The sequence below is a fragment of the Pseudomonas sp. KUIN-1 genome (assembly GCF_009176725.1).
GTDB classification, from domain to species: domain Bacteria; phylum Pseudomonadota; class Gammaproteobacteria; order Pseudomonadales; family Pseudomonadaceae; genus Aquipseudomonas; species Aquipseudomonas fragariae.
Genome location: NZ_AP020337.1, coordinates 1,976,769 through 1,999,225, shown reverse-complemented (window position 1 = coordinate 1,999,225; position 22,457 = coordinate 1,976,769). Strand labels below are relative to the sequence as shown.

General features: G+C 64.8%; 3 protein-coding genes. All 3 read right to left on the bottom strand.

What is annotated here, in order from left to right; genetic code table 11:
• Positions 1-71: 71 nt before the first annotated feature.
• The 3 genes from KUIN1_RS09370 to KUIN1_RS09360 are packed head-to-tail and all read right to left on the bottom strand — an operon-like array spanning position 72 to position 22,425.
• Positions 72-9,254: a hybrid non-ribosomal peptide synthetase/type I polyketide synthase gene (locus tag KUIN1_RS09370; protein WP_152091950.1), complete on the bottom strand. Its 9,183-nt coding sequence runs from the start codon at positions 9,252-9,254 to the stop codon at positions 72-74.
• On the bottom strand, positions 9,251-13,363 hold the full coding sequence (locus KUIN1_RS09365) for a non-ribosomal peptide synthetase (RefSeq protein ID WP_116886295.1): 4,113 nt from the start codon (positions 13,361-13,363) through the stop codon (positions 9,251-9,253). The genes KUIN1_RS09370 and KUIN1_RS09365 overlap by 4 nt, the downstream gene beginning before the upstream one ends.
• Complete coding sequence (locus KUIN1_RS09360) at positions 13,360-22,425, bottom strand: non-ribosomal peptide synthetase (RefSeq protein ID WP_152091949.1); 9,066 nt, start codon at positions 22,423-22,425, stop codon at positions 13,360-13,362. Before KUIN1_RS09360 ends, KUIN1_RS09365 begins: the two co-directional genes overlap by 4 nt.
• Positions 22,426-22,457: the final 32 nt, after the last annotated feature.

Sequence of the window (22,457 nt, the reverse complement as noted above, 5' to 3'; positions counted from 1 at the left end):
CATGGCTGGTCACCATGCCCGTGGTTCGTCTGCGGGGACTTCAGCCCCGCCTGAAAAGCCTGCCGTTACGTTCAGCCCTGCGCCGCCGACAGGTCCGCATTGATCATCTCGGCAATCACCTGCGCCCAGGGCGCTGCGACAATGCCGTAGTGGTCGGTGTCCAGTGCTTGCCAGCTCGACATGTGCGGCAACAGCCTTTGCCAGGCGCGCTGCAGATCGGCGATCCGCCAGGCGCTGCCCATGCCGTAAGGATTGGGCTGCGTGGCAATGAACAGCCGCACTGGAGTGCGCGCCAGCGTCACGGGCTGGTGGCCCGCCATGCTCGCCATATTGTTCTGGCAGCAGACAATCAGGCTTTGCAGGTAACGCGGCGTGTCTTCGCTGGCCGCGCTGGTGGTCGTGTTGAGGCCGCGCCGTGCAGAAAACTCGCGCTGGAAGACCTGCTGAATCTGCGCTTCGCCGATCTGCGCCAGCTCGGTGCCCGCATCCGGCGCGGGGGGATCGATCAGGTACAACAATGGCTGCTCGCAATCCTCCTTTAACAGGCTGCACATCGCCTGCGTCACCCACGCGCCGAACGACCAGCCGGCCAGCCGCCATGCCGTGCCGTCGGGGTGATGGGCCTGCAACGCCTTGAGATACAGTTGCGCGCGCTCATCCACGCTGATGTTCGGCAATTCGGGCAGGCGCAAGGCCGGATCGGCGATCACCCACACGCCCAGATCAGGGTGCAGCGCCGAGGCCAGCTCGCGGTACGCCTGCACGTCGCCACCCACCGGGTGAATCAGATACAGGCGCTCGCGGCCCGCGCCCGCATGCCACTGATCGATCCTCACCGCATCGGCCCATTGGTCTTCGTCCGCAGCCGTTCCGGCCGCTGACGCCTGCACCAGCGCCAAGACCTCGGTCAGGCTGACCGTGTGGCTGAACTGCGACAACTGGAAGACCACGCCGGTCGCGGCCTGCAGTTCATCGATCAGGTCCAGCAGGGTCAGAGAATCGGCGCCCAGCTCATAGAGCGAGGCATCCGGCTGCAGAGCATTCACACCAAGCCATTTGCACAGGCAGTCATGCAGATGCCCGGGCAGACGGTCAGGCGCTTCAGTGTCTGCCGCCAGCGCTGGCGCAGTATCAGCCAGCGTCGCCACTGCACTGTGGCGAACCGGGTAAAAGTGTCGTGCCGTCGCTGGATCGGTGGTCGATATCAGCAACTGCGGCAGTTGAGCCGTCATCGCCGCATCGAATACCCGGCAGCCCTCCTGCGCCGACATGCCGACCGCCAGATGCCGCTGGTGCGCGTCATCCCCGACGCCACTGGCAGCGGCCATGCCGACATCGCGCCAGATGTCCCAGTTGATGCCCAGACGCACACAGCCATTTTCGGCATGCGGCCGGTAGTGGGTAAAACCGTCAAGCATGGCACTGGCGGCGGCGTAGTCCAGGTGCCCGGCGCCACCGAACAGTGCCGACATCGAAGAGCAATACAGGACGAACCCCGGGTTCATCTGCTCGATCAACGCTTCGACCGCCAGCATGCCGCGGGTCTTGCTGGCCATCGCCTCAGACAGCACGTGAGCCTCGCGCTGACGGATCAGGCTGCCCGCTCCGGTGCCGGCCGCGTGAATCACGCCGTCAAAATGCCCATAACGCTCACGCAACTGTTCAAGCACCGTGGGCCAGCGCGCCAGGTCGGCGATATCCGCAGCGATGCTATCGATGCGCGAAGCGTAGGCGTGCAGTTGTTTCGGACACTCGCCACCTCGCGACAGCAGCACTATCCGCCGCTGGCTGGATTGCAGCAGGTGTTCACACAAGGTACGCCCGATGCCGCCTGTACCGCCGAGCACCAGCAACGTGCCGTTCGCCGGCAACAGATTCGAACCAGCCGTCGGAGTCACCAGCGGACTGGGCAGCAGCTGTGGCTGCCACAGATAACCGTCACGAATGGCCATGCGCCGCGGCAGCGACGCCGGTTCGGCCAGCAGCGCCGCCAGGTGCCGCGCCTGAGTGCTCAACTGCGCCATGGGCAGGTCCAGCCAATGACAGCGTATCGGGTACTCCTGCGGCGCCACTTCGGTGATACCGGCCAGCGCCGCCAGTTCAGGACGCAAGACCTGACCGTTCACCGGGCATGCCTGCCAGGACAACAGCCAGAGCCGCAGGGCGGTCTTCTGTACGTTCTGTCCCCAGGCCTGCAATAACGCGCTGAGCGTATCCAGACAGGCCCATTGCGCGGCCGCAAGGCTTTGCTCGTCAACCGACCCGCCCACCGACAGCGGCAAGGCATGCAGCCAGTCCAGTTCGCTCGCCGTCTGCCCATTCTGATCGAGCGTGGCGATCAATCGACCAAACGCCACAGGGTCCAGCGGGTCGAGCTCATAACGATTCGGGCCAAGCTGCTGGTAGCCATTGCCGGCCTGCACCTCGATGACATGCCGATAGACACCCTGCAGACTGCCAAGCGTGGTGGCATCCAGACGCTCATGGCTACACACCACCAGCACGTCACGACCCTCACCAGTCGGTTGGGTACGCAGACGGCTTACCCGCTGCCACTGACGCTGATAAAACCAGTCTGCCAGCGGCTGGCGCTCGACGGCTGACGACTTCTGCAGTTCGGTACGAACGGCCGGTTTGAAGCGGAAGGTCTGCAGATCGAATGCCGAGGGAGGCAAGTCCCAGGGTGGCGGCGTCGAACCGGTCGCCCCTTCGATGCTGGCCCCCGCATACCAGGCGTCCAGCAGGGCCTGGGGCGAATGCTCGCTGGCGTTCACTCGCACGTCCGAAAGCGTCACCTGCTTGATCGACGAGGCTTGCAGGCGCGGTGTCTGACCGGGCTGGCAGATCATCGCGAAGCGCCAGGGCAACGCGCGTCGACCGTTTTGCAGGTAACGCAGCAGCGCAGCCTGCTGCTCGGGAAAGGCGTTGAGCCAGGCTTCAATCGCCAGCATGTCCCGCTCCAGGGCAGTACGGCTGTGCGCCGACAGCAGCAGGCACGCCGGGCAATCCTCGACGCGGTCTGTCTGCTGCGGCGCGGCGCCGACAATCACATGCGCGTTGGTGCCACCGATGCCGAAACTGCTGACCCCGGCCAGACGCCGACGCCCCTCGGGCCAGGGCCGTGAGGTGGTGGGAATGTAGAACGGCGAGTGCTGCAGATCGATTTGCGGATTGATCCGGGCAAAGCCCAGGTTGGGCGGGATCACCCCGTGAAACACGGCAAGCGTCGCGCGAATCAGCCCGACCACGCCGGCAGCCGCGCCCAGATGACCCACCTGGCTTTTCACTGAGGCCAGCGCGCAACGGGCGGCTGGTGCCGCGCCGAACGCCTTGGTCAATGCAGCCACTTCAATCGGGTCGCCCAACAACGTGCCGGTACCGTGGGCCTCGATGTAGCCCATGTCGGCGCCATTGATCCCGGCCTTGCGCAGCGCCTCGCTGATCACCGCGCTCTGCCCCGCCACCGATGGCGCGGTGTAACTCATCTTGGCGCGGCCATCGTTGTTCAGCGCAGAGGCTTCGACCAGTGCGTAGATCCGGTCGCCGTCGGCCTGGGCGCGCTCCAGCGGTTTGAGTACCACCACCCCGTAACCGCTGGCACCGATGGTGCCGCTGGCGTCGTCACTGAACGGACGGCACAGCCCGTCGCGGGAAAAAATGTGCTGCGGGCGATAACGATAGCCATCGGTCAGAGTCGGGTCGATCAACACCCCGGCGGCCAGCATCACGTCACTGTCGCCCTGACGCAGCATCGCCGCCGCCAGGTGCACGGCAATCAGCGAGCTGCCGCACGCCGCCTGAACGCTGAGTGCCGGACCGCCGAGGTCGAGATGGTAAGCCGCCTTGGTGGCCAGAAAGTCCTTGTCGTGGTGCAGCGCCATCTGAAAGCCGTCCGGCAGATCGCCCTCGGCGGTTTCGCGCAGCATTTGCTGGAAATACGTGGTTTCGCCGCAACTGGCGATCAGGCCGATGCGCGGCCCGTCGGCTTTAGGCCTGAGCCCAGCATGTTGCAGTGCCTGCACGCAGCCCATCAGCAGGTGCCGCTGCTGCGGGTCCATCAGCCGTGCTTCCTGCAGGCTGATGCCGAAATACTCGGGATCGAAATCCAGCAGGCCGCTCAGTTGACTGCGCGCACCGACCAGCCCATCGGCAGCGTCGAAATGCTCGATGCCCAAGCCGTTTCCTTGAACCATCGCCCAGAATTCGGCGAGGTTGCTCGCGCCGGCCACATTCACCGACATGCCGATGATCGCCATGGGTTGTTCGCCAGCCTTGGCGCCTCGCTCATGGCCCTTCCCTGCACCGGGCGTTTGCCCTGCCGGTCCGGAGAGATGCTGCGCCAGGCGGCGCACGCTGACATGCTCGAACAACGCGGCCATTGCCACTGGCTGCGGCAGTGCTTCGTTGTAGCGGGCATGCAGGCGCATCAGGCCGAGGCTGGTGGCGCCGGCTTCGAAGAAGGTCTGATCAGGCTCGATGTCGCGACCGATGACCGCCACGAACAATTCGCTCAGTTGCTGTTCAAGTGCGCTCAATGGTGCCGCAGGCAGCCCGGTGCGTTGCCGTTGCAGCACCTCGCCCAGATCTCCCAGCGCCCTGCGATCAATCTTGCCGCTCGGCGTGCGCGGCCAGGCGTCAACCCGCCGGTACTCGTCAATCCGCACATGCGCCGGCAGGTGCAGGCTGATCTGTCGGTCAAGCTGCTGTGCATCGGGCAGCGTACCCTCGCTGTGCAACCAGGCCACCAGCCGGGGCGGCTCAGCCTGCATGGCCACCACCGCGTTGCTCACCTGAGCGACCTGCATCAGCACGGCCTCGATCTGCCCCAACTCAAGACGCTGGCCACTGATCTTGATCTGCTGATCGTCCCGGCCCAGGTAGTGCAGGCAGGCGTTTGCATCAGCCCGCGCCAGATCGCCGGTGCGATAGAACAGGGTCAGGCCCTCAGGCTGCGGCAACTCGACAAAACGCGCGGCATTCAGCGCCGGGGCAGCGAGGTAGCAGCGCGAAATCATAGGTCCAGCCACCAGCAGATAGCCCTGGCTGCCACTCGGCACCGGCCGGTCGTGTTCGTCCACCAGCAGCAGGCGAGCATTGCTCACTGCCCGCCCGATCGGCGCGCGCAGCGGCCAGTCGTGAACCGCCGCAGGCAAACGCCAGGCGCTGACCACGTGGGTTTCGGTAGGGCCGTAGTGATTGAACAGCCGTGCCTGCGGCATGCCGCCAAACCAGTTGCGCAATGCCTCGGTGCACAGCAGTTGCTCGCCCGCCGTGATCACCTCGCGCAACGCCTGCGGATACACGCCCTGGCTGACAGCAGTCTGCGCCAGATGCTGCAAGGCCACGCACGGCAGGAACAGCCGTTCGATGCGCGTCTGCACCAGATAGCTCAGTAATGCCTGGGCATCCTGCCGCCAGCGCGGGTTGATCAGGTGGTAACAGCCTCCGCCGCAGAGGGTGCTGAAAATCTCCTGAAACGACACATCGAACGACAGCATGGAGAATTGCAGGGTCACTGACTTCGCGGGCAACTGCCCCTCGTTGCGCTGCCAGTGCAACAGATTGCAAAGGGTCCGGTCCGGCACCTGAACCCCTTTCGGCGTTCCCGTCGAGCCGGACGTGAACAGCGTGTACAACGGTCGTTCGCCCGCATGACGGCGACGTTCGAACGGCCGTGCGGCAGCGCTCAGGTCGACGCGATGACAGACTCGTGGGTCTGCGCTTAACTGCTCCAGTGCTGCCTCGGTGGCCGCGCTGTACAGCACACAGCCGGGCTGCGCCTGCTGCATGACCTGACGCTGCACCGCCAGCGGATAGCCAGGATCGAGGGGCACCGCCGTCAGATTGAGCCTGGCCAGCGCCAGCAAGGCCACGATGTGCTCGACCGACGCCTCGAGGTACAGGACCACTTGCAGCGGCGCACTATTTTCCTCCGGCAGCGGACACTGCTCGACCAGGGTGGCCGCCAGCGTATCGGCCAGTGCATCCAGTTCGGCGTAGCTGATGCACTGCTGATCATCGATCAGTGCCGGAGCATCCGGCGTGCAACTCACCTGATAGGCGAACCAGTCGGCCACGGTGTTGAACGGCGGCTCAGCGCTGTCGCCCTGACTGGCGGGCGGCAGGCTGAAGCGGTAAGGCGTGAGCAGCGCATCGAGGGTCGCCGACGGCTTCTCCAGCAGCAGATCAAGCCCCTGCTGCAAGAGCTGATTGACGGCGACCATTTGGCCCGCATCGAAATAACTGCACTGGTACTCCCACCAGCATTCCAGCTGTGACCCGGCATCGACCACCAGCAAGGTCAGCGGGCATTTGGCCTGCACGGTCTCGTTGAATTCCAGCGTGGCGCGCAGGCCGGTTTGGGCCAGCCTGGCGTAGTCGGTGTTTTCCAGCACAAACATGAAATCGAACAGCGCACTGCTCGACGACAACCGCAGGTCTTCCACCAGGTCCGCCAGCGCGACGTCCTGCAAGGCCAGCACCTCACGCACAGTGGCGGTTTGCTGATGCAGCTGCTGGTCAAGCGCCTTGTCGCGGTCGAACGCCGTGGGGATCAGCACGGTATTGGCGAACATCCCGATGGCGTCTTCGAATTCGCTCAGCGGACGGTTGGATACCGGGCTGGCGATGCGTGGCCGTTCACAGCCGGTCAGGGCGTAAATGCTCCAGGCATAGACGCTGAACAGCACCTCATAACGAGTGACGCGCTGGCGGCTGCAAAACCGATCCAATGCAGCACTGCGCGTGGTTCCCAGCGGCTGACGATAGAGCCGTGCCTGCGGTCCAGGCTCGCGAACCGGCAGCAGCGCGGGCGAAGACGCCGGGTGCTGACGGTGCAACCCGGCCAGCGCGCGACGCTGATCGCGGTAACGCGGGTCGACCCGCCATTGCCGTTGCCAGAGCGCAAACTCCAGCGTGCCCAGACCTGGCGAAGGCTCGGCACTCGGCCGCCCCTGCAGCGCATCGTCGTACAGTTGCACCAGGTCATCGAACAACAGGTTCATCGACCAGCCATCGATGGCCACGTGGTGCAGGTTCAGCAGCAAGCGACAGCTGCCATCGGCAAACGGCAACAGCCAGGCCTTGCACAGGGCCGATGTCGCCAGATCGAAAGGTGTGTCAAAGACCAGGGCTGCAAAGCTGCGCCAGGTCTGCTCACTGAAAGCCCCGGTGGCAAAGGTCTGGCAGACCGCTTCCCGTTGGTGAACCTGCTGATGCAGCCCGTCGGCAGCGGACACGAACGCCGTGCGCAGCCCGCTGTGCCGAGTCAACAGACGCTGCACGGCGTCGACCAGTGCGGAGAGTTGAACACCCGCCGCCAGGTGCAGGATGAGCGGCACGTTGTAGGCGGTCGCCTGCGGCGTGCGCTGCTGCATCAGCCACAGGCGACTTTGCTCGGCCGTCGCTGGCGCACGCCCTGAACGGTTGACGGGCGGCGCAGGCGGATAGGCCGACGCCTCACCCTGCTCATCACCGAGTCGCTCGGCCAGTGCCGAAAACGATTCGCTCAGCACCGCACCCAGCGTGATTTCCCGCCGCCAGTGGGTGCGGATTGCAGAGCGCAAACGCATGGCCTTGAGCGAGTCGCCGCCGCTGCCCAGCCAGTCATCCTCGCCGTTCAGCTCAGGTTGCGCCAACAGCCTGCGGGCATGGCTCAGCAGCCAGTCCAACGCGGGCGAGTGTTGCTCGCCTGCGCGCGAACCCGCCTGCGGGCGCCACGGTTTCAAGGGCTGCTCCAGCAGCGCACGCTGATCGATCTTGCCATTGGCGGTCAACGGCAGGCGCTGCAGCACAAACAGCTGATGCGGGCGCATCCATACCGCCAGGTTGTCGCGCAGGTGCTGGTCGAAATCGCGATAGTCCAGCGCCTCGCGCGGCACGATGAAGGCCAGCAACTGGTGGTCTTCGGCCGCTTGGCGACGGGTACAGACATGCACCTGCGCCACCTGCGGATGCTCCAGAATGCGCTGCTCGACCTCGCCCGGCTCGATGCGAAAACCGCGGACCTTCACCTGACGATCAATCCGCCCCAGGTACTCGATCAACCCGTCGGCATTGACCCGCACCTGATCGCCGGTTCGGTAATGCAGCACGTCCCCGGCATCGATTGTCGGCAGGCGCAGGAAACGCTGTGCGGTCTCTGCACAACGGTTGCGGTAACCGCGTGCGACCCCGCTGCCGCTCAGGTAAAGCTCACCCGCCTCGCCACGGGCAACCGGCCGCTGTTGCGGGTCGAGCACCTGCACGCCGGTGTCGGGCAATGGCCGACCGATCGGCACTGCGTCACCGGCAAAATCGCGGGGGATCGGATAGCACACAGCGAAGGTGGTGCATTCAGTAGGTCCGTAGGCGTTGAAAATCCGGCAGCGGCTGTCGGGATTGGCCTGATACCAGGCCCGCACCGCTGCGGCGCTGACCTGCTCACCGCCGATCAGCACCTGGCGCAGGCTGGCGAAACAGGCGGGGTTATCTGCGCTCAAGGTGTTGAACAACGAAACGGTCATGAACAGGCTATCGACCTGCTGCGTTTCCAGAACCCTGGCCAGTTGCTGTGCGTCCTGCAGGTCTGCGTCGGCAATGATGACGCAACAACCGCCGTTGAGCAGCGGTGCCCACAGTTCGAAGTTACAGGCGTCGAACGCCGGGTTGGACAAACAGGACACGCGCTCGCCTGCGCGAATATCCAGGCAACCGTCGGTCCGGGCCAGACGCAACAGGCCACGCTCGCCCACATCCACGGCTTTCGGGGTGCCGGTGGTACCCGAGGTGTAGAACAGGAAGCTCGACACGGCAAAATCCTCGGGCAGCCGCAGTGCAGGCTGATCGGGGAATTCCAGCAGGGCTTCGACGCTGACGTACCAGCCGTGTTGTGGCGCTGCCAAACTGTCCGCGTCTTCGCCGAGGGTCACCAGCCCGACGCAGCCTGCGTCGTCGAGCATCAATTGTCGACGCCGGGCCGGGCTGGCCCGATCCAGCGGCACCACCACAGCCCCGACTTTCAGCACGGCCAGTATCGTGGCGACCCATTGCCAGCAGCGCGGCATGCACAGGGCAATCGGCTCCGCAGGGCTTGCGCCTTGTGCCAGCAGACCTTTGGCGATGCGCTCACTGGCGCTGGCCAGTTGCGCGTAGGTCAGCCGTACCTGTCGATCGATCACGGCCAGCGCCTGGGGATCACGGCGTACCTGCTCGGCAAAACGCGACAGCAGGGTCTGGGGGTTGCGGGCGATATTCTCCTCGTGCCGGTTCATCATTGCGCCTCCTGCGTGTCGAAACGTTGCAGCTCTTGCCTGAGCGTCTGCGAGACCCGATGCACCTCGGCGCTTTCCAGCATGTCCCAGTGCCCGCCGTGAACCAGCCGGGCTCTGTAACCGTTGCCCGCGCGGCGACGCCAGAACCCGCGCAGCTCATGCAACTGCGTGCGGGTAAAGCCTTCGCGAGCCTGGATCAGCACGATGCGCCCGGCTTGCGGCGCGCACTCGTACGCGGCCATGGCCAGGCGGTTGTGGTTGTAGAGGTGGAAATACCGCTCGACCTGCGCGTCTTCGATGCCGGGGTACATGCCGTTGAAGCGCACCAGCTTGTCGCGAAACTCCGCCATGTCCACAGTCCCGATCTGTTGCCGGAACCCCGGGTCATCCGAGCCCTGGGTATCGAGCAGCACCACCGTCACCTGACGATGGCCGGCAGCTGTCAGACGGCGGGCCATTTCGTACGCCACCAGGCCACCGAACGACAGTCCGGTGAGCACCAGCGGCTGTGAGGTCAACGCCGCGATCCGCCGCAAATAGGCGTCGGCCATGGCTTCGACGCTCGGCTCGGTGCTTTCTCCGGGGTTCAACCCTGGCGATTGCACACCGTACACACCGATGCTGTCCGGCAGTTCCTTGGCCAGTGACAGGTAGCAGAACGCCGTGCCGCCCGCCGGGTGAATGCACACCACGTTGCGTTGCCCGGCGCCGCGCCGGAATTCGATCAGGTTGTCCTGTGCCGCGGCCAGGCTGGCCCCGGTACGCAGCCAGCCGCCCAGCGCCTCGATGGTCGGGTGGCCGAGGATCACGCGCACAGGCACCTCGACGCTGAACGCCCGGCCAATTTCGTAGGCCATCTTGATCGCCGCAATCGATGTCCCGCCGACGTTGAAGAAGTTGTCGCGAATGCCGATCTGCGGCACCAGCAGCAGGTCTTTCCAGATCTGATACAGGGTCAGCTCGATATGGTCCCGGGGACTGCCGAGATTGACCTGCCGGTCGGCCAGATCCTGATCGGCCTGTGCCGCGAGCGCTGCACGGTCGACCTTGCCGTTGACCGTCAACGGCAAGGCGTCCAGCCACAGATAAGCGCTGGGCATGACGGCGCTGGACAGGGTCGTTGCCAGATGCGCACGCAGTGCGGATTCATCCACTGGGCTATCGGTGACGCAGCACGCCACCAGGCGCTGGTTCTGCGCAGTATCACCGACTATCAATGCCACACTGGTGCGAATACCGGGGAACAGGTCCAGCCGCGCTTCGATTTCACTCAGTTCCAGGCGAATGCCACGCAACTTGACCTGAAAGTCGTTGCGACCGATAAACTCCAACTGACCGTCCGGACGATAACGCGCCAGGTCGCCGCTGCGGTACAGCCGGTCACCGGCAACGAACGGGTTGTCGATAAACCGTTCGGCAGTCAGCTCGTCGAGCCCCAGATAACCCCGTGCGACGCCGACACCACCAATGTGCAACTGACCGGTGACCCCGGCCGGCACGGGCGCATCACGCTCGTCGAGCACGTAAAAACGGGTGTTGGCGATGGGCCGTCCGATGGGCAATTGGCGCGGCGGGACGTCGGCACCGGGCTGTAGCGTCCAGACACTGCTGATCACTGTGGTTTCGGTCGGACCATAGACGTTGTGCAGGCGGGCATGCGGCAGACGCTGCTGAAACAGCCTGGCCACTGCGGGCGACAGCTCCCCGCCGCCACTGAACACATCCTTGAGGGTGTGACAGGCGCTGACCTCTTCGACCTCCAGAAACAGTTGCAACATGGCCGGCACGAACACCATCGCGGTAACGCTTTGTTCGCGCACCACCTGCGCCAGGTAACCGGGTTCGAAATGCCCGCCGGGACGGGCGATGACCAGCCTGCCACCGGTAAGCAACGGCCAGAAGATCTCCCAGGCCGAGGCGTCGAAACCGAATGGGATCTTGTGCAACATGCTTCCACATTCGCCGCAGAACTGCTGACACCACAACAGCAGGTTGCTCAGGCCGCGATGCGTGACCATCGCCCCCTTGGGCAGCCCGGTAGTGCCGGAGGTATACAGCACATACGCCAGGTGGTCGGCGTTCACCGCGACACGCTGCGTCTCCGGATTGTCTGAAGAGCAGTCAGCCCAGAGCGCAGCATCGGCTTGCACATCGAGGATCGGCACTTCGCAGTCCGCTCCTTGTAAAGCCTCGAGCAGGATCTTGCGCGTCGGCCCTTGGGCAAGCAGCACCACGGGGGACGTGTCATCGAGAATATGCCGCAGGCGTCCCGATGGATAATCCGGGTCCAGCGGCACATAGGCGCCCCCGGCCTTGAGCACCGCCAGCAAGGCCACGGGCAGTTCCAGCGAGCGCTCGATACAGACCGCCACGCGCACATCCGGGCCGACGCCGAGGGTGAGCAAGTGATGCGCCAGGCGGTTGGCCTGAGTGTTGAGCTGGCTGTAGCTCAGCGATCGACCCTCGAAGATGACCGCACACTCGGCCTGCCGACGCGTGACCTGAGCTTCGATCAGGCGATGCACGCAGTCGACGGGCTGAGCCAGCGGTGCCGGGCTGTTCCACGCATGCAGTATCTGTGCGCGTTCGGCATCGCTGATCAGCGTCAGTGCACCCACAGGCTGCTTGGGGTTCAGCGCCACCTGCTCCAGCAACTGACGATAGTGCCCGCTCAGGCGCTCGATGCTGGTCTGGTCAAACAGATCAGTGTTGTATTCCACCAGCAGGCTCAGCACACCGTCGCGCTCGACCCATTCGAACGCCAGGTCGAACTTGGCCGTGGCGCTCCCGGTGCCGTATGGGGTCATGCCCAGGCCCGGCATCTGTGCGGCGTTGCCCGGGGTGTTCTGCAACACCATCATCACCTGAAACAGAGGCGAATACGCGGTATCGCGCGGCGGGTTGACGGCCTCCACCACGCGGTCGAAAGGCACATCCTGATGCGCGTGAACATCCAGCAGAGTGGCGCGCACTTCGCGCAACAGCTCGGCAAAGGTCTGCAGCGGATCGAGGCGCTGGCGAATCACCTGAGTGTTGACGAAATGGCCGATCAGCGGCTCGATTTCGGGACGGCTGCGGTTGGCGAATGGCGTACCGATGCACAGGTCCAGCTGACCACTGTGGCGCCAGAGCAGGACCGACAGCGCGCCGATCAGCACGTTGAACAGCGTGCCCTGGGTCTGTCTGGCCAGCGCGTTGAGCGCACGCAGGGTGGTGCCGTCGACCGTCGAGCTGAAGGTCGCCCCGACGTAGCGCTGCACGGTCGGACGTGGCCGGTCGGCAGGCATGTCGAGCAGCGGCGGCGCGTCGGCCAGCGTGCGCTTCCAGAAGTCCAGCTGCCCGGCCAGCGCCTCGTCGCCCAGACGCTGTTGCTGCCAGCAGGCGTAATCGGCGTACTGCACCGCCAGCGGCGCCAGACTGGACGCCCGACCGCACAGAAAATCGCCATACAAGGCGGTCACTTCCTGAAGGATCACGCCCATCGACCAGCCATCGGCAATGATGTGGTGCACGCTGTACAGCCAGAGATATTCCTCATCCGCCAGGCGCAGCAGCGAGGCTCGCAGCAACGGGCCGCTGGCCAGGTCAAACGGCGCCTTGGCCTGCTGCTCCACCGCCATCCTGACGTGCGCTTCGCGCGCCGTCGGCGACAGGTCACGCAGGTCGACACCTGGCATCACCAGCGGCATCGCCGGGTGCACGATCTGCCGTGGCTCGCCATCCACGCTGGCAAAGGTGGTGCGCAATATTTCATGGCGCATGATCAATTCATTCAGCGCCCGCTCCAGCGCCGACACATCCAGCACGCCTTTCAGCAGCACCGCAGTGGGCACGTTATAGAACGCATTACCCGGTTCCATCTGATCGAGAAACCACAGCTGGCGTTGTGAAAACGACAGCGCAACAGCCGTTTGCCCGGCAGCACGCCGAGGGATCGCGGCGGGGTCGGTGCCGCTCAGCAAGGCAATCAGTTCTGCCTTGTGCTGCTTGAGCGCCTGCAGCATCTCGTCATTCAGAAACCCGCGCGGCGCCTTGCAGCGCAGTTTCTCGCCGTCCACTTCAAGCACCACGGCGTGGCGACCGAACAACTCCAGCAATTGATAGGCATTCATATCTCTATCTCCTCCATGTCGCTGGCGTCGTCCGTTTGATCCGCGGCAGAAGCGAACGCCTCGACCTGCGCGCGGCGTTGTTCGTCGGCATTACGCAGGCCGCCCACCATCGAGTAGATCAACTGATGATTCGGTCCCAGGTCGAACAGGGCCGACAATTGCTGCTCTTCGAGCGAGCCCATGCCACACAGGCCAAGGCCCTGCTCCACCGCCGTCATGCTCAGCAATTGCGCCATGCCCCCGGCTTCGATATGACAGAAGTCGCGACTGCGCTCGCCATACAGCGGCCGGATCGCGGCCATGTCGGCGATGAAGAACAGCGAGAACGCAGCGTTTTCATACACCGGGCGGTTGACGAAATAATCGTAGGTGTCAGGGTCGAGCGGCTCGCTGTCGAGCATCAGCAGGCGGTGCTCAACCGGGTCGTAGTAATAGGCGCCGGCAGCAACGCCGGTGACCCGCTGGGGTTTGACATACAGGTAGCACTGGATCGGGTACAGACCGCCTGCGGACGGGAACTGGTATTTGACCTCGCCGTGCAGTTGCCCCTGCGCCAGGCTGGCCAGTAACCCGGCAAACGCCTCGCTCGGAATGGGTCGGTCAGCGAATTGGCGTACCGAGCGATAGTCGCTGAAGCGCCGCGCGAACGCCGGGTTATCCGGACGCGCCAGGTCCAGCGCCGCAACCTGCGGGGCGAAGGTCCGCCGCCCGCGCTGCTCGGCCTTGAAGCGCGCCCGCTGCTGCGGATCCTCGATCACCTGTTCGGGCGAACCCGCGCGCTGACGAACGCTGTCGACCACACTGCCGTTGACCAGATTCCGGCGGTACATGCCGAGCAGGTTGAGCAGCGTCGGCTGCGCCAGCAGTTGCGCAACGTTGGGACGGAACTGCAGTTCGCCGGACAGCGCATTGCTGATCCTGACAATGTCGATCGAGGTGGCGCCCAGGTTGAGCAAATTGGCGTCGGCAGCGATCGACGGACGCTTGAGCACGCCCTGCACGATCATCACCAGTTGTTGCTCCTGTGGCCCCTGCACTTCCAGCGCGGGGCCGGCGTCCTGAACCTGCGATGGCTCCGGCAGGCGCTTCTTGTCGACCTTGCCGTTGGCCGACAGCGGCCATTCCTGCACGAAGGTAAACGATGTCGGCACCATGTAGGCCGGCAGTTTGTCTGCCAGGTACTGGGTAAAATCACTGGCCTGCAACGAGGGATCGGCCTTGAGTACGTAGCCCGCAAGCCGCTTCTCGCCCAGCGCTTCGCCGAGCACCCGCACCACGGCGCTCTGTACGCCGGGATGGCGATTGAGCGCCGCTTCGATCTCGCCCAGCTCGATACGGTGCCCCTGGACCTTGACCTGGGTGTCTTCCCGCCCGAGAAACTCGATATTGCCGTCGGGCAGCCAGCGCCCCAGGTCGCCGGTCCGGTACAGACGTTCGCCGGTCAGCGGGTGAGCGAAGAAACTGCCGGCACTCAGGGCTTCATCACGCCAATAGCCCTTGGCCAGGCCGATACCGCCGATATACAACTGGCCAGCCACCCAGGTCGGGCGAACCTGCAAGGCGTCATCCAGCACATAGAAGCGCTGGTGATCCAGCGCCTTGCCGTAGGGAATACTGCGCCACGCGGGGTCGACCTGTTGCAGCGGATACTGGATCGACCAGATGGACGCTTCGGTCGCCCCGCCAAGGCTGATCAGTTGCAGCGCCGGCTGCAGCGCCCAGGCACGCTCGGGCAGCGTCAGGGGAATCCAGTCGCCTGACAGCATCGCCACGCGCAGGCACGACGGCAACACGCTGCGCTCGCTTTGCACATACTCCAGCAGCATGCCGAACAAGGCCGGCACCGAATTCCACAGGCTGACCTGATGCCGCTCGATCAGCGTCAGCCAGTGCGCCGGGTCGAGGGCCTGCTGCGGTTCGAGCAGCACCACTGCAGCGCCAGCGGCCAGCGTGCCGAAGAAGTCATAGACCGACAGGTCAAAACTCAGCGATGAAACCGCCAGCACCCGGTCCGCAGCGCCGACGGCAAAGCGCCGGTTGATGTCGAGCAGCGTATTCACCGCACCGCGATGATCGATGACCACGCCCTTGGGCAGGCCGGTCGAGCCCGAGGTGTAGATCACATAGGCCAGATCGTCCGGGGTGAGATGCACGGCGTTTAATTCGGCCTGATCGGAACGGCCGGCGTCGGCAATGATCGGGTCGCTCACGCTGATGACCTGGACCTGCGCGGGCCACTCGACACGTTGCAGCAGTGCCGGCTGGGTCAGCGCCAGGCTGGCTTCGGCACGTTGCAGAATATGCTCCAGGCGCTCGACCGGCAGTGCCGGGTCGAGCGGCAGGTAGGCCCCGCCGGCGTACTGGATCGCCAGCGTCGCGACGACCTGTTCCCAGCCACGTTCCATGACCACCGCGACCAGTTGATTGGGCACCACGCCGCGACGCTGAAGCAGCGTCGCCAGTTGCCGCGCTTCGGTTCGCAGCTGGCGATAACTCAACTGCCGCTGGGTGCCGATGACCGCCAGCGCATCCGGGGCAGCGAGTGCCTGGCGATCGAACAGTTCGTGCATCAGCACCGAGTCAACGGGGCTGGCCTCGGGCGTCGGCAAGCGTGCCAGCGGTATCAGCTCCACCGTGCCAGCGTTCCAGGCATCGGCGTCCAGCAGGCGATCCAGCAGCGCGTTGTAGGCGACGAACATCTGCTCGATCAGGCCTTGCGGAAACAATTCGTCGATGCTGTCCCAGTTGAACAGCAGGCGCCCTTCCAGCTCCAGCAGCGTGTGGTCAAGCCAGACCTGCGGAGTCTGGGTGATGCTGTGCATGTGCTCGGCATTCAACGCGTCGGCAAGGTTGAATTCAGCCAGTTCCGGCGCAGCTTCCGACAGGGTGCTGTTGAACACGATCGGCATGGCGGTCTGCTGCACGCCTCGGGCCTGGGACAGTTCACGCAGCACCCGCACGCCGCTGACCACCGAATGGTCGATGTCTTGCCACAACCGTGCCTGCACGGCACGCGCCTTGTCGATGAAGCTCGCGGCCCCGTCCAGATTGACTTCAAGCAAGACCAGCGAAGTGAAGTCACCGATGATCTCATCGACATCCGGGTGCAGCGGCATGCGGTTGAACAGCGGCAGACTCAGCGTGAAGCGCGGCTGCCGACTCCACAGCGCCAGCACCTCGCTGAACGCGGTCAGCAGCATCACCGATGGCGTCACGGCAAATTGCCTGGCGAGTTCCTTGAGCCGTGACCACTGCAATGCTGAAAGCTCGCGGTCGCGGCGGGTAAAGTGCGGCTGGCTGATACTTTCCGGCTGGCACACCAGCGGCAGGTCCGGCGCAGGTGCCAGCGTGGCAACCTTCTCGCGCCAGTAGTCCAGCGCCTGTGCGTAGCGGCTGTCATTGCGCAAGCGCTGCTCGGCCAGCACGTAATCGCGAAAGGTCAGCCCCGGTTCGGGCAGTTGCAACTGCGGGTCGGCATAAAAGGCCATCAGTTCGCGCGCCAGAATCTGCGTACTCGCGGCGTCGACGATCAGTGCGTCAAGGCTGATGTGCAGATGGCTGATGTCCCCATCGAGCAACGACAGACTGAACTCGAACAACGGCCAGCGACTGGCGTCCAGCACCTGATGGGACTGACGTTCGCGGGTGCCTTGCAGGGCCTGCTGCGCAGCATCGGGAGACAGGCCGCGCAGATCGTTGCGGGGCATGTGGTAGATCGGCACGCTGTCGAGGACCTGCTGCGTGCCGTCGCCAAGGAACACCACGCGCAGCATGTCGTGCCGCTGGATCATGCGGTTCAGCGCCTGCTCGAAACGTGGCACGTCGAGGCCGGGGATGCGCAGCTCTTCATAGCCATGGGCACTGACCCCGCCGAGGCTGACCGACGCCTCGCGGCCAAACCAGTACGCCTGCTGGATATCGGTCAGCGGAAACGGCGCGTAACGTGCGCTACGATCGGCTTCAATCAGGGCAAAGGGTGTGTCGAGCGAAGGCCCGTCACCCCGCCCGAGCCGCACCTGCTCGGCCAGGTCCATCAGCACCGGCGTCTTGAACAGGCTGCTCAGGGACAGCTGCGCGCCCATGCGCTGGTTGATCATGTAGATCATCCGCGTGGCCAGCAGCGAGTGCCCGCCCAGTTCGAAAAAGTTGTCGTGGATGCCGACCTGCGGGCACTTGAGCACCTCGGCCCAGATACACACCATCTGCCGCTCGGTCTCGTCGCGCGGTGCCACGTAGGCACTGGCGGCCTGCCGCTCCGGTAACGGCAGCGCCTGACGGTCGAGCTTGCCATTACGGGTCAGCGGCAACTGCGCCAGCGCCACCCAGGCCGTCGGCACCATGTGTTCCGGCAGGTGGCGGTGCAGCTCGGCACGCAATGTTTCGGCAGTTGCAGACCCCACCACATAGGCCACCAGGCGCTTATCGCCCGGCATGTCTTCGCGCAGCAGCACCACCGCTTCCTGCACACCGGGTTGCTGGTGCAGAAGGCTGTCGATCTCGCCCAGTTCGACGCGAAAGCCGCGCAACTTGACCTGCTGGTCGATGCGTCCCAGGTAGTGCATGTTGCCGTCGGCCGCAAACCGCGCCAGGTCACCGCTGCGGTACATACGCGCACCGGGCTGCGGGTTGAACGGGTCCGGCAGGAAGCGTTCGGCGCTCAAGTCCGGACGATTCAGATAACCCCGGGCCAGGCAGTCACCGGCGATATACAGCTCGCCTGCCACGCCGACCGGTACCGGGTTCAGGTCGCCGTCCAGCACATACAAACGCGCATTGGCGATGGGCCGGCCAATCGGCGGTGCGTCCGGCCACTGCCCGGCGTCGTCACAGTTCAGGCTGAACTGGCTGACCACGTGGGTTTCGGTCGGGCCGTACTGGTTGTGCAGTTGCGCACCGCCAAGGCCGCAGACAAAGGCACGCAGTTCATCATTGACGAGCAACGCCTCGCCAGCGGTGATGACTTCGCAGCCGCCCTTTGGCAAGGGCATCGGCACCGACGCGTCGGTTTCAGTGAAACTGGCCAGTTGCTGAAGCACGGCGAACGGCAGAAACGCCCGTTGTACGCCCTCGGCCACCAGCGTCGGACGCAGCGCGGCGAGGTCTTTGCGACCGGCTTCGCTCATCAGCACCAGGCTGCCGCCTTGGCACAACGTGCTGCAGATTTCCTGAAACGACACGTCGAAATTCAACGATGCGAATTGCAGCACGCGTTGTGAAACAGGCGTTTGCTCCAGTTGCCAGGCGATCAGGTTATCCAGCGCCGCACGACTGTGCGCCACGCCCTTGGGCCGCCCGGTCGAACCGGAGGTGTAGAGCACGTAAGCCAGGTTACCGGGGCTGACGGGTACTTGCGGGTTGGCCTCGGAATACCCAGACCAGCGCTGCGCCTGCACGTCGAGGCAGCAGATCGGCAGCGTGTCGGGCAACGGCGGCAGACCGGCACGCAGTGCAGTCTGGGTCAGCAGCAGGCTCGGTGCGGCATCCGCGAACATGAACGCCAGACGCTCTGCCGGGTATGCCGGATCGAACGGCACGTAAGCGGCGCCGGTCTTGAGGATGGCCAGCAGGCCGATGACCATCTGCGGCGAGCGCTCCAGGCACAGCCCCACGCGCTGCTCGGGCCTCACGCCCTGCTCGATCAGGTAATTCGCCAGGCGGTTGGCAGACTGATTGAGTTCGGCGTAAGTCAGCGCTCGCTCATCGGCCAGCAACGCCACGGCGTCAGGTGTGCGCTGCGCCACGGCCTCGAAGCGCTTGACGCAATCGGGCTGCGCCGAGGTATCGCGTTCGGTGCGGTTCCAGTCGTGGACGATCCGTCGGTGCTGCTCGGCGTTGAGCAGGTCGAGCGTTGCCAGCGGCTGCTCGCTGTCCTCGACCATCTGCGTGAGGATGCGGCGCAGGTATTCGCCCATCTGCACCACGGTCTCCGGCTCGAACAGCCCCGACGCGTATTCCAAGCCGCCGACGATTTGTCCGTCACGTTCGCTGAGTGCCAGTTGCAGGTCGAATTTAGCCACTGGCTGTACGCTTTGCAGCACGCTGACGTCGAGCCCGGACAATTCCAGATCCGAATCCTGATGCTGCTCCCAGGCGAACAGCACCTGAAACACCGGGCTGTAAGCCAGACTGCGCGGCGGATTGAGCAACTCCACCACTTGATCGAACGGCAAGTCCTGATGTTCCTGAGCGGCAAGCGCAACGCTGCGCGCCTGTTGCAGCCAACTGGCCACCGTCGGGCTGCCGGAGCGGGTCATGCGCAGCGCCAGGGTATTGACGAAGAACCCGATCAACCCTTCCAGCTCCTGCTGGCTGCGGTTCGCCGAGGGCACACCGATGACCACGTCATCCTGCCCCGACAGGCGCATCAACAGCAGCGACCAGGCCGCCAGAAGGTTCATGAACAACGTGGTGCCCTGCTGCGTAGCCAACACTCGGAGCCGTGCCGTCAGCGCACGGTCAAAGACCAGCGGCACGAAGCCGCCGCGGTAATCCTGGGCCGCCGGTCGTTTGTGATCGGTGGGCAACTCCAGCAGTAGCGGCGCACCGCTCAGGGTTTCACGCCAGTAGCGCCGCTGCGCATCCAGCACCTCGCCGCACAGCCACTGGCGTTGCCAGGCCGCGTAGTCCACATACTGAACGGCCAGCGGCGGCAGTGACAGGGACTGCCCGTGCGCGGCCGGTTGCTGAATAGCCGCCTCGTAGAGCAGCCCCAGCTCACGGGTCAGCACGCCCATCGACCAGCCATCCGAGACGATGTGGTGCTGGGTCAGCAGCAACACGTGATCGTCGTCGGCCAGCTTGACCAGGCTGACGCGCATCAACGGCCCCACCGCCAGATCGAACGGCTTGCTGCCCTCTGCGTCGATCAGCGCCAGCAGACGCGCCTGGGCATCGTGCTCGTCGCGCAGGTCAATGACTGGCAACGGCATGATCGCGCCCGCCGCCGCAACACGCTGCCGCCCCTCGCCCTCGACCGTGAAAAACGTGGTGCGCAGCGCCTCGTGGCGGGTCACCAGTTGATTGAAACTGCGCTCCAGCGCGGCCACCTGCAACGGCCCGCGCAGGCGCAGGTTCAAGGGCATGTGGTAAGCCGCATTGCCGCCTTCCATCTGCGCCAGAAACCACAGGCGTTGCTGGGCCGACGACAACGTGTGTGCCTCGCTACGCGCTACAGCCGTGATTGGTGGGCGGGGGCTGCCCTGCCGAGCGGTGCTCAGTCGTTCGGCGAACTGCTGCAGCACAGGGGCGGTAAACAGGGCTGAGGGTGACACCTCCAGATGCAGCGTCTGCCGAACCTTGGCCAGCACGCGCATCACCAGCAGCGAGTGGCCGCCGAGTGCAAAAAAGTGATCCTGGCGACCGACTCGCTCGACACCCAGCACCTCGGCCCAGATGGCCGCAAGTGAGACTTCCAGCGCGCCTTGCGCGGCTTCGAAGACATGCCGATCGAACGCGTCATCCCCCGGCTCGGGCAGCGCGATGCGGTCCAGCTTGCCATTGGCGGTCAGCGGCAGCGCGTCCATGCGCACGAACGCAGCAGGAATCATGTAGTCCGGCAGGCTGAGCTGCAGATGCTGGCGCAGGCCTTTGGGCGTCAGCGCTGCGCCGGTCTGTTCGCGAAAGTAGGCAATCAGCCTGGGCACGCCCGCGCCGTCCTCGCGCAGTACCACCACGTTGTCCCGCACACCGGCAACCTCGGCCAGGCGTGCCTCGATTTCCCCCAGTTCCAGGCGCAGGCCGCGCAGCTTGGCCTGCGAGTCGTTGCGACCGAGGAACTCCAGATGGCCGTCAGCCCGATAGCGGGCCAGATCGCCAGTACGGTACAACCGATCACCGGCCACAAACGGGCTGTCAATGAAGCGCTCGCGGGTCAATTCCGGCAAATTCAGGTAGCCACGCGCAACCCCCGCGCCGCCGATGTACAGTTCGCCGGTCACGCCCTGGGGAACCCTATCGCCAGCAGCATCGAGCAGGTAAATCCGCGTATTGGCCAATGCCCGCCCGATGGGCAGCACCGCGTCGACATGGCTGTCGGGTTCGAACTCGAAACAGGTGCTGTCGATGCTCGCTTCGGTAACACCGTAGGCCTGGACGATCTGCGTCTGCTCGCCACACAACCCACGCAGTTGGCGCGCGCTGTGCGCCGTCCAGATGTCCGAGCCGCAAACCACCGTGCTCATGAACGACAGGTCGCGCCCCGCCTCCTGCGCCCAGACCAGCAACGGGTTGAGCACCGCCGGCACGAAGTCCGCAAAATCGATGCGCGCCTCGCTCAACAGGCGATACAGCGCAGGCGGGTCCATCAGCGTGTCACGCGGGCAGAGCACGAGCGTGCCGCCAAAACCCAGTGCGCGGATCAGGTCGGCGCTGAACACATCGAAGGAAAACCCGGCCATTTGCAGGTGATTGAGGGGGTTGTGCAGCGCGTACAACGGCTCCCAGGCAGCGCTCACCGCGATCAGCCCACGGTGCTCGACCATGACACCCTTGGGCATACCGGTGGAGCCCGAGGTGTAGATCACGTAAGCCAGATGGCGGGACGTCAGACCGACCGCACGCGGGTCAGGGTTGTGCATCGGCTGCGCTGCCCATAGGCGGGTATCGGCCAGATCAAGCACCTGCGTTGCAACCTCACCCTCCTCCAGCGCCGCCAGCAACGCCGCGCGCGCCGGAGCGTGGCTCAGCAGCACGCGTGGCGCGCTGTCTGCCAGCATGTGTGCCAGGCGGGCTTTCGGGTACGCGGGGTCCAGCGGCAGGTAGGCACCGCCCGCCTTGAGTACCGCGAGCACACCGACCAGCATGTCCAGCGAGCGCTCCAGGCAAATCCCGACACGCACATCCGGCCCGACACCAAGGCTGCGCAGGTAATGGGCCAGGCGGTTGGCCTGGGTATTGAGCGTCGCATAGTCAAGCGTGTCCAGTTCGAAGCGTGCCGCTATGGCGTCAGGATTGCGCTGCGCCTGGGCTTCGAAAAGACCATGAACACATTGGTTTTGGTCAAAGGGTTGCTCTGTATCAGGATGAGCGAAGCCCGTCCCGCGCGAGGAAGATTTGTCGACCATCAGGAATCACCGTCCGTGAGCAGATTATTTTT

What these genes read in the sequence shown, in the direction of transcription:
- KUIN1_RS09370 (WP_152091950.1), bottom strand. Translation starts at nt 9,254, where the DNA reads ATGATGAACCGGCACGAGGAGAATATCGCCCGCAACCCCCAGACCCTG.
- KUIN1_RS09365 (WP_116886295.1), bottom strand. Translation starts at nt 13,363, where the DNA reads ATGAATGCCTATCAATTGCTGGAGTTGTTCGGTCGCCACGCCGTGGTG.
- KUIN1_RS09360 (WP_152091949.1), bottom strand. Translation starts at nt 22,425, where the DNA reads ATGGTCGACAAATCTTCCTCGCGCGGGACGGGCTTCGCTCATCCTGAT.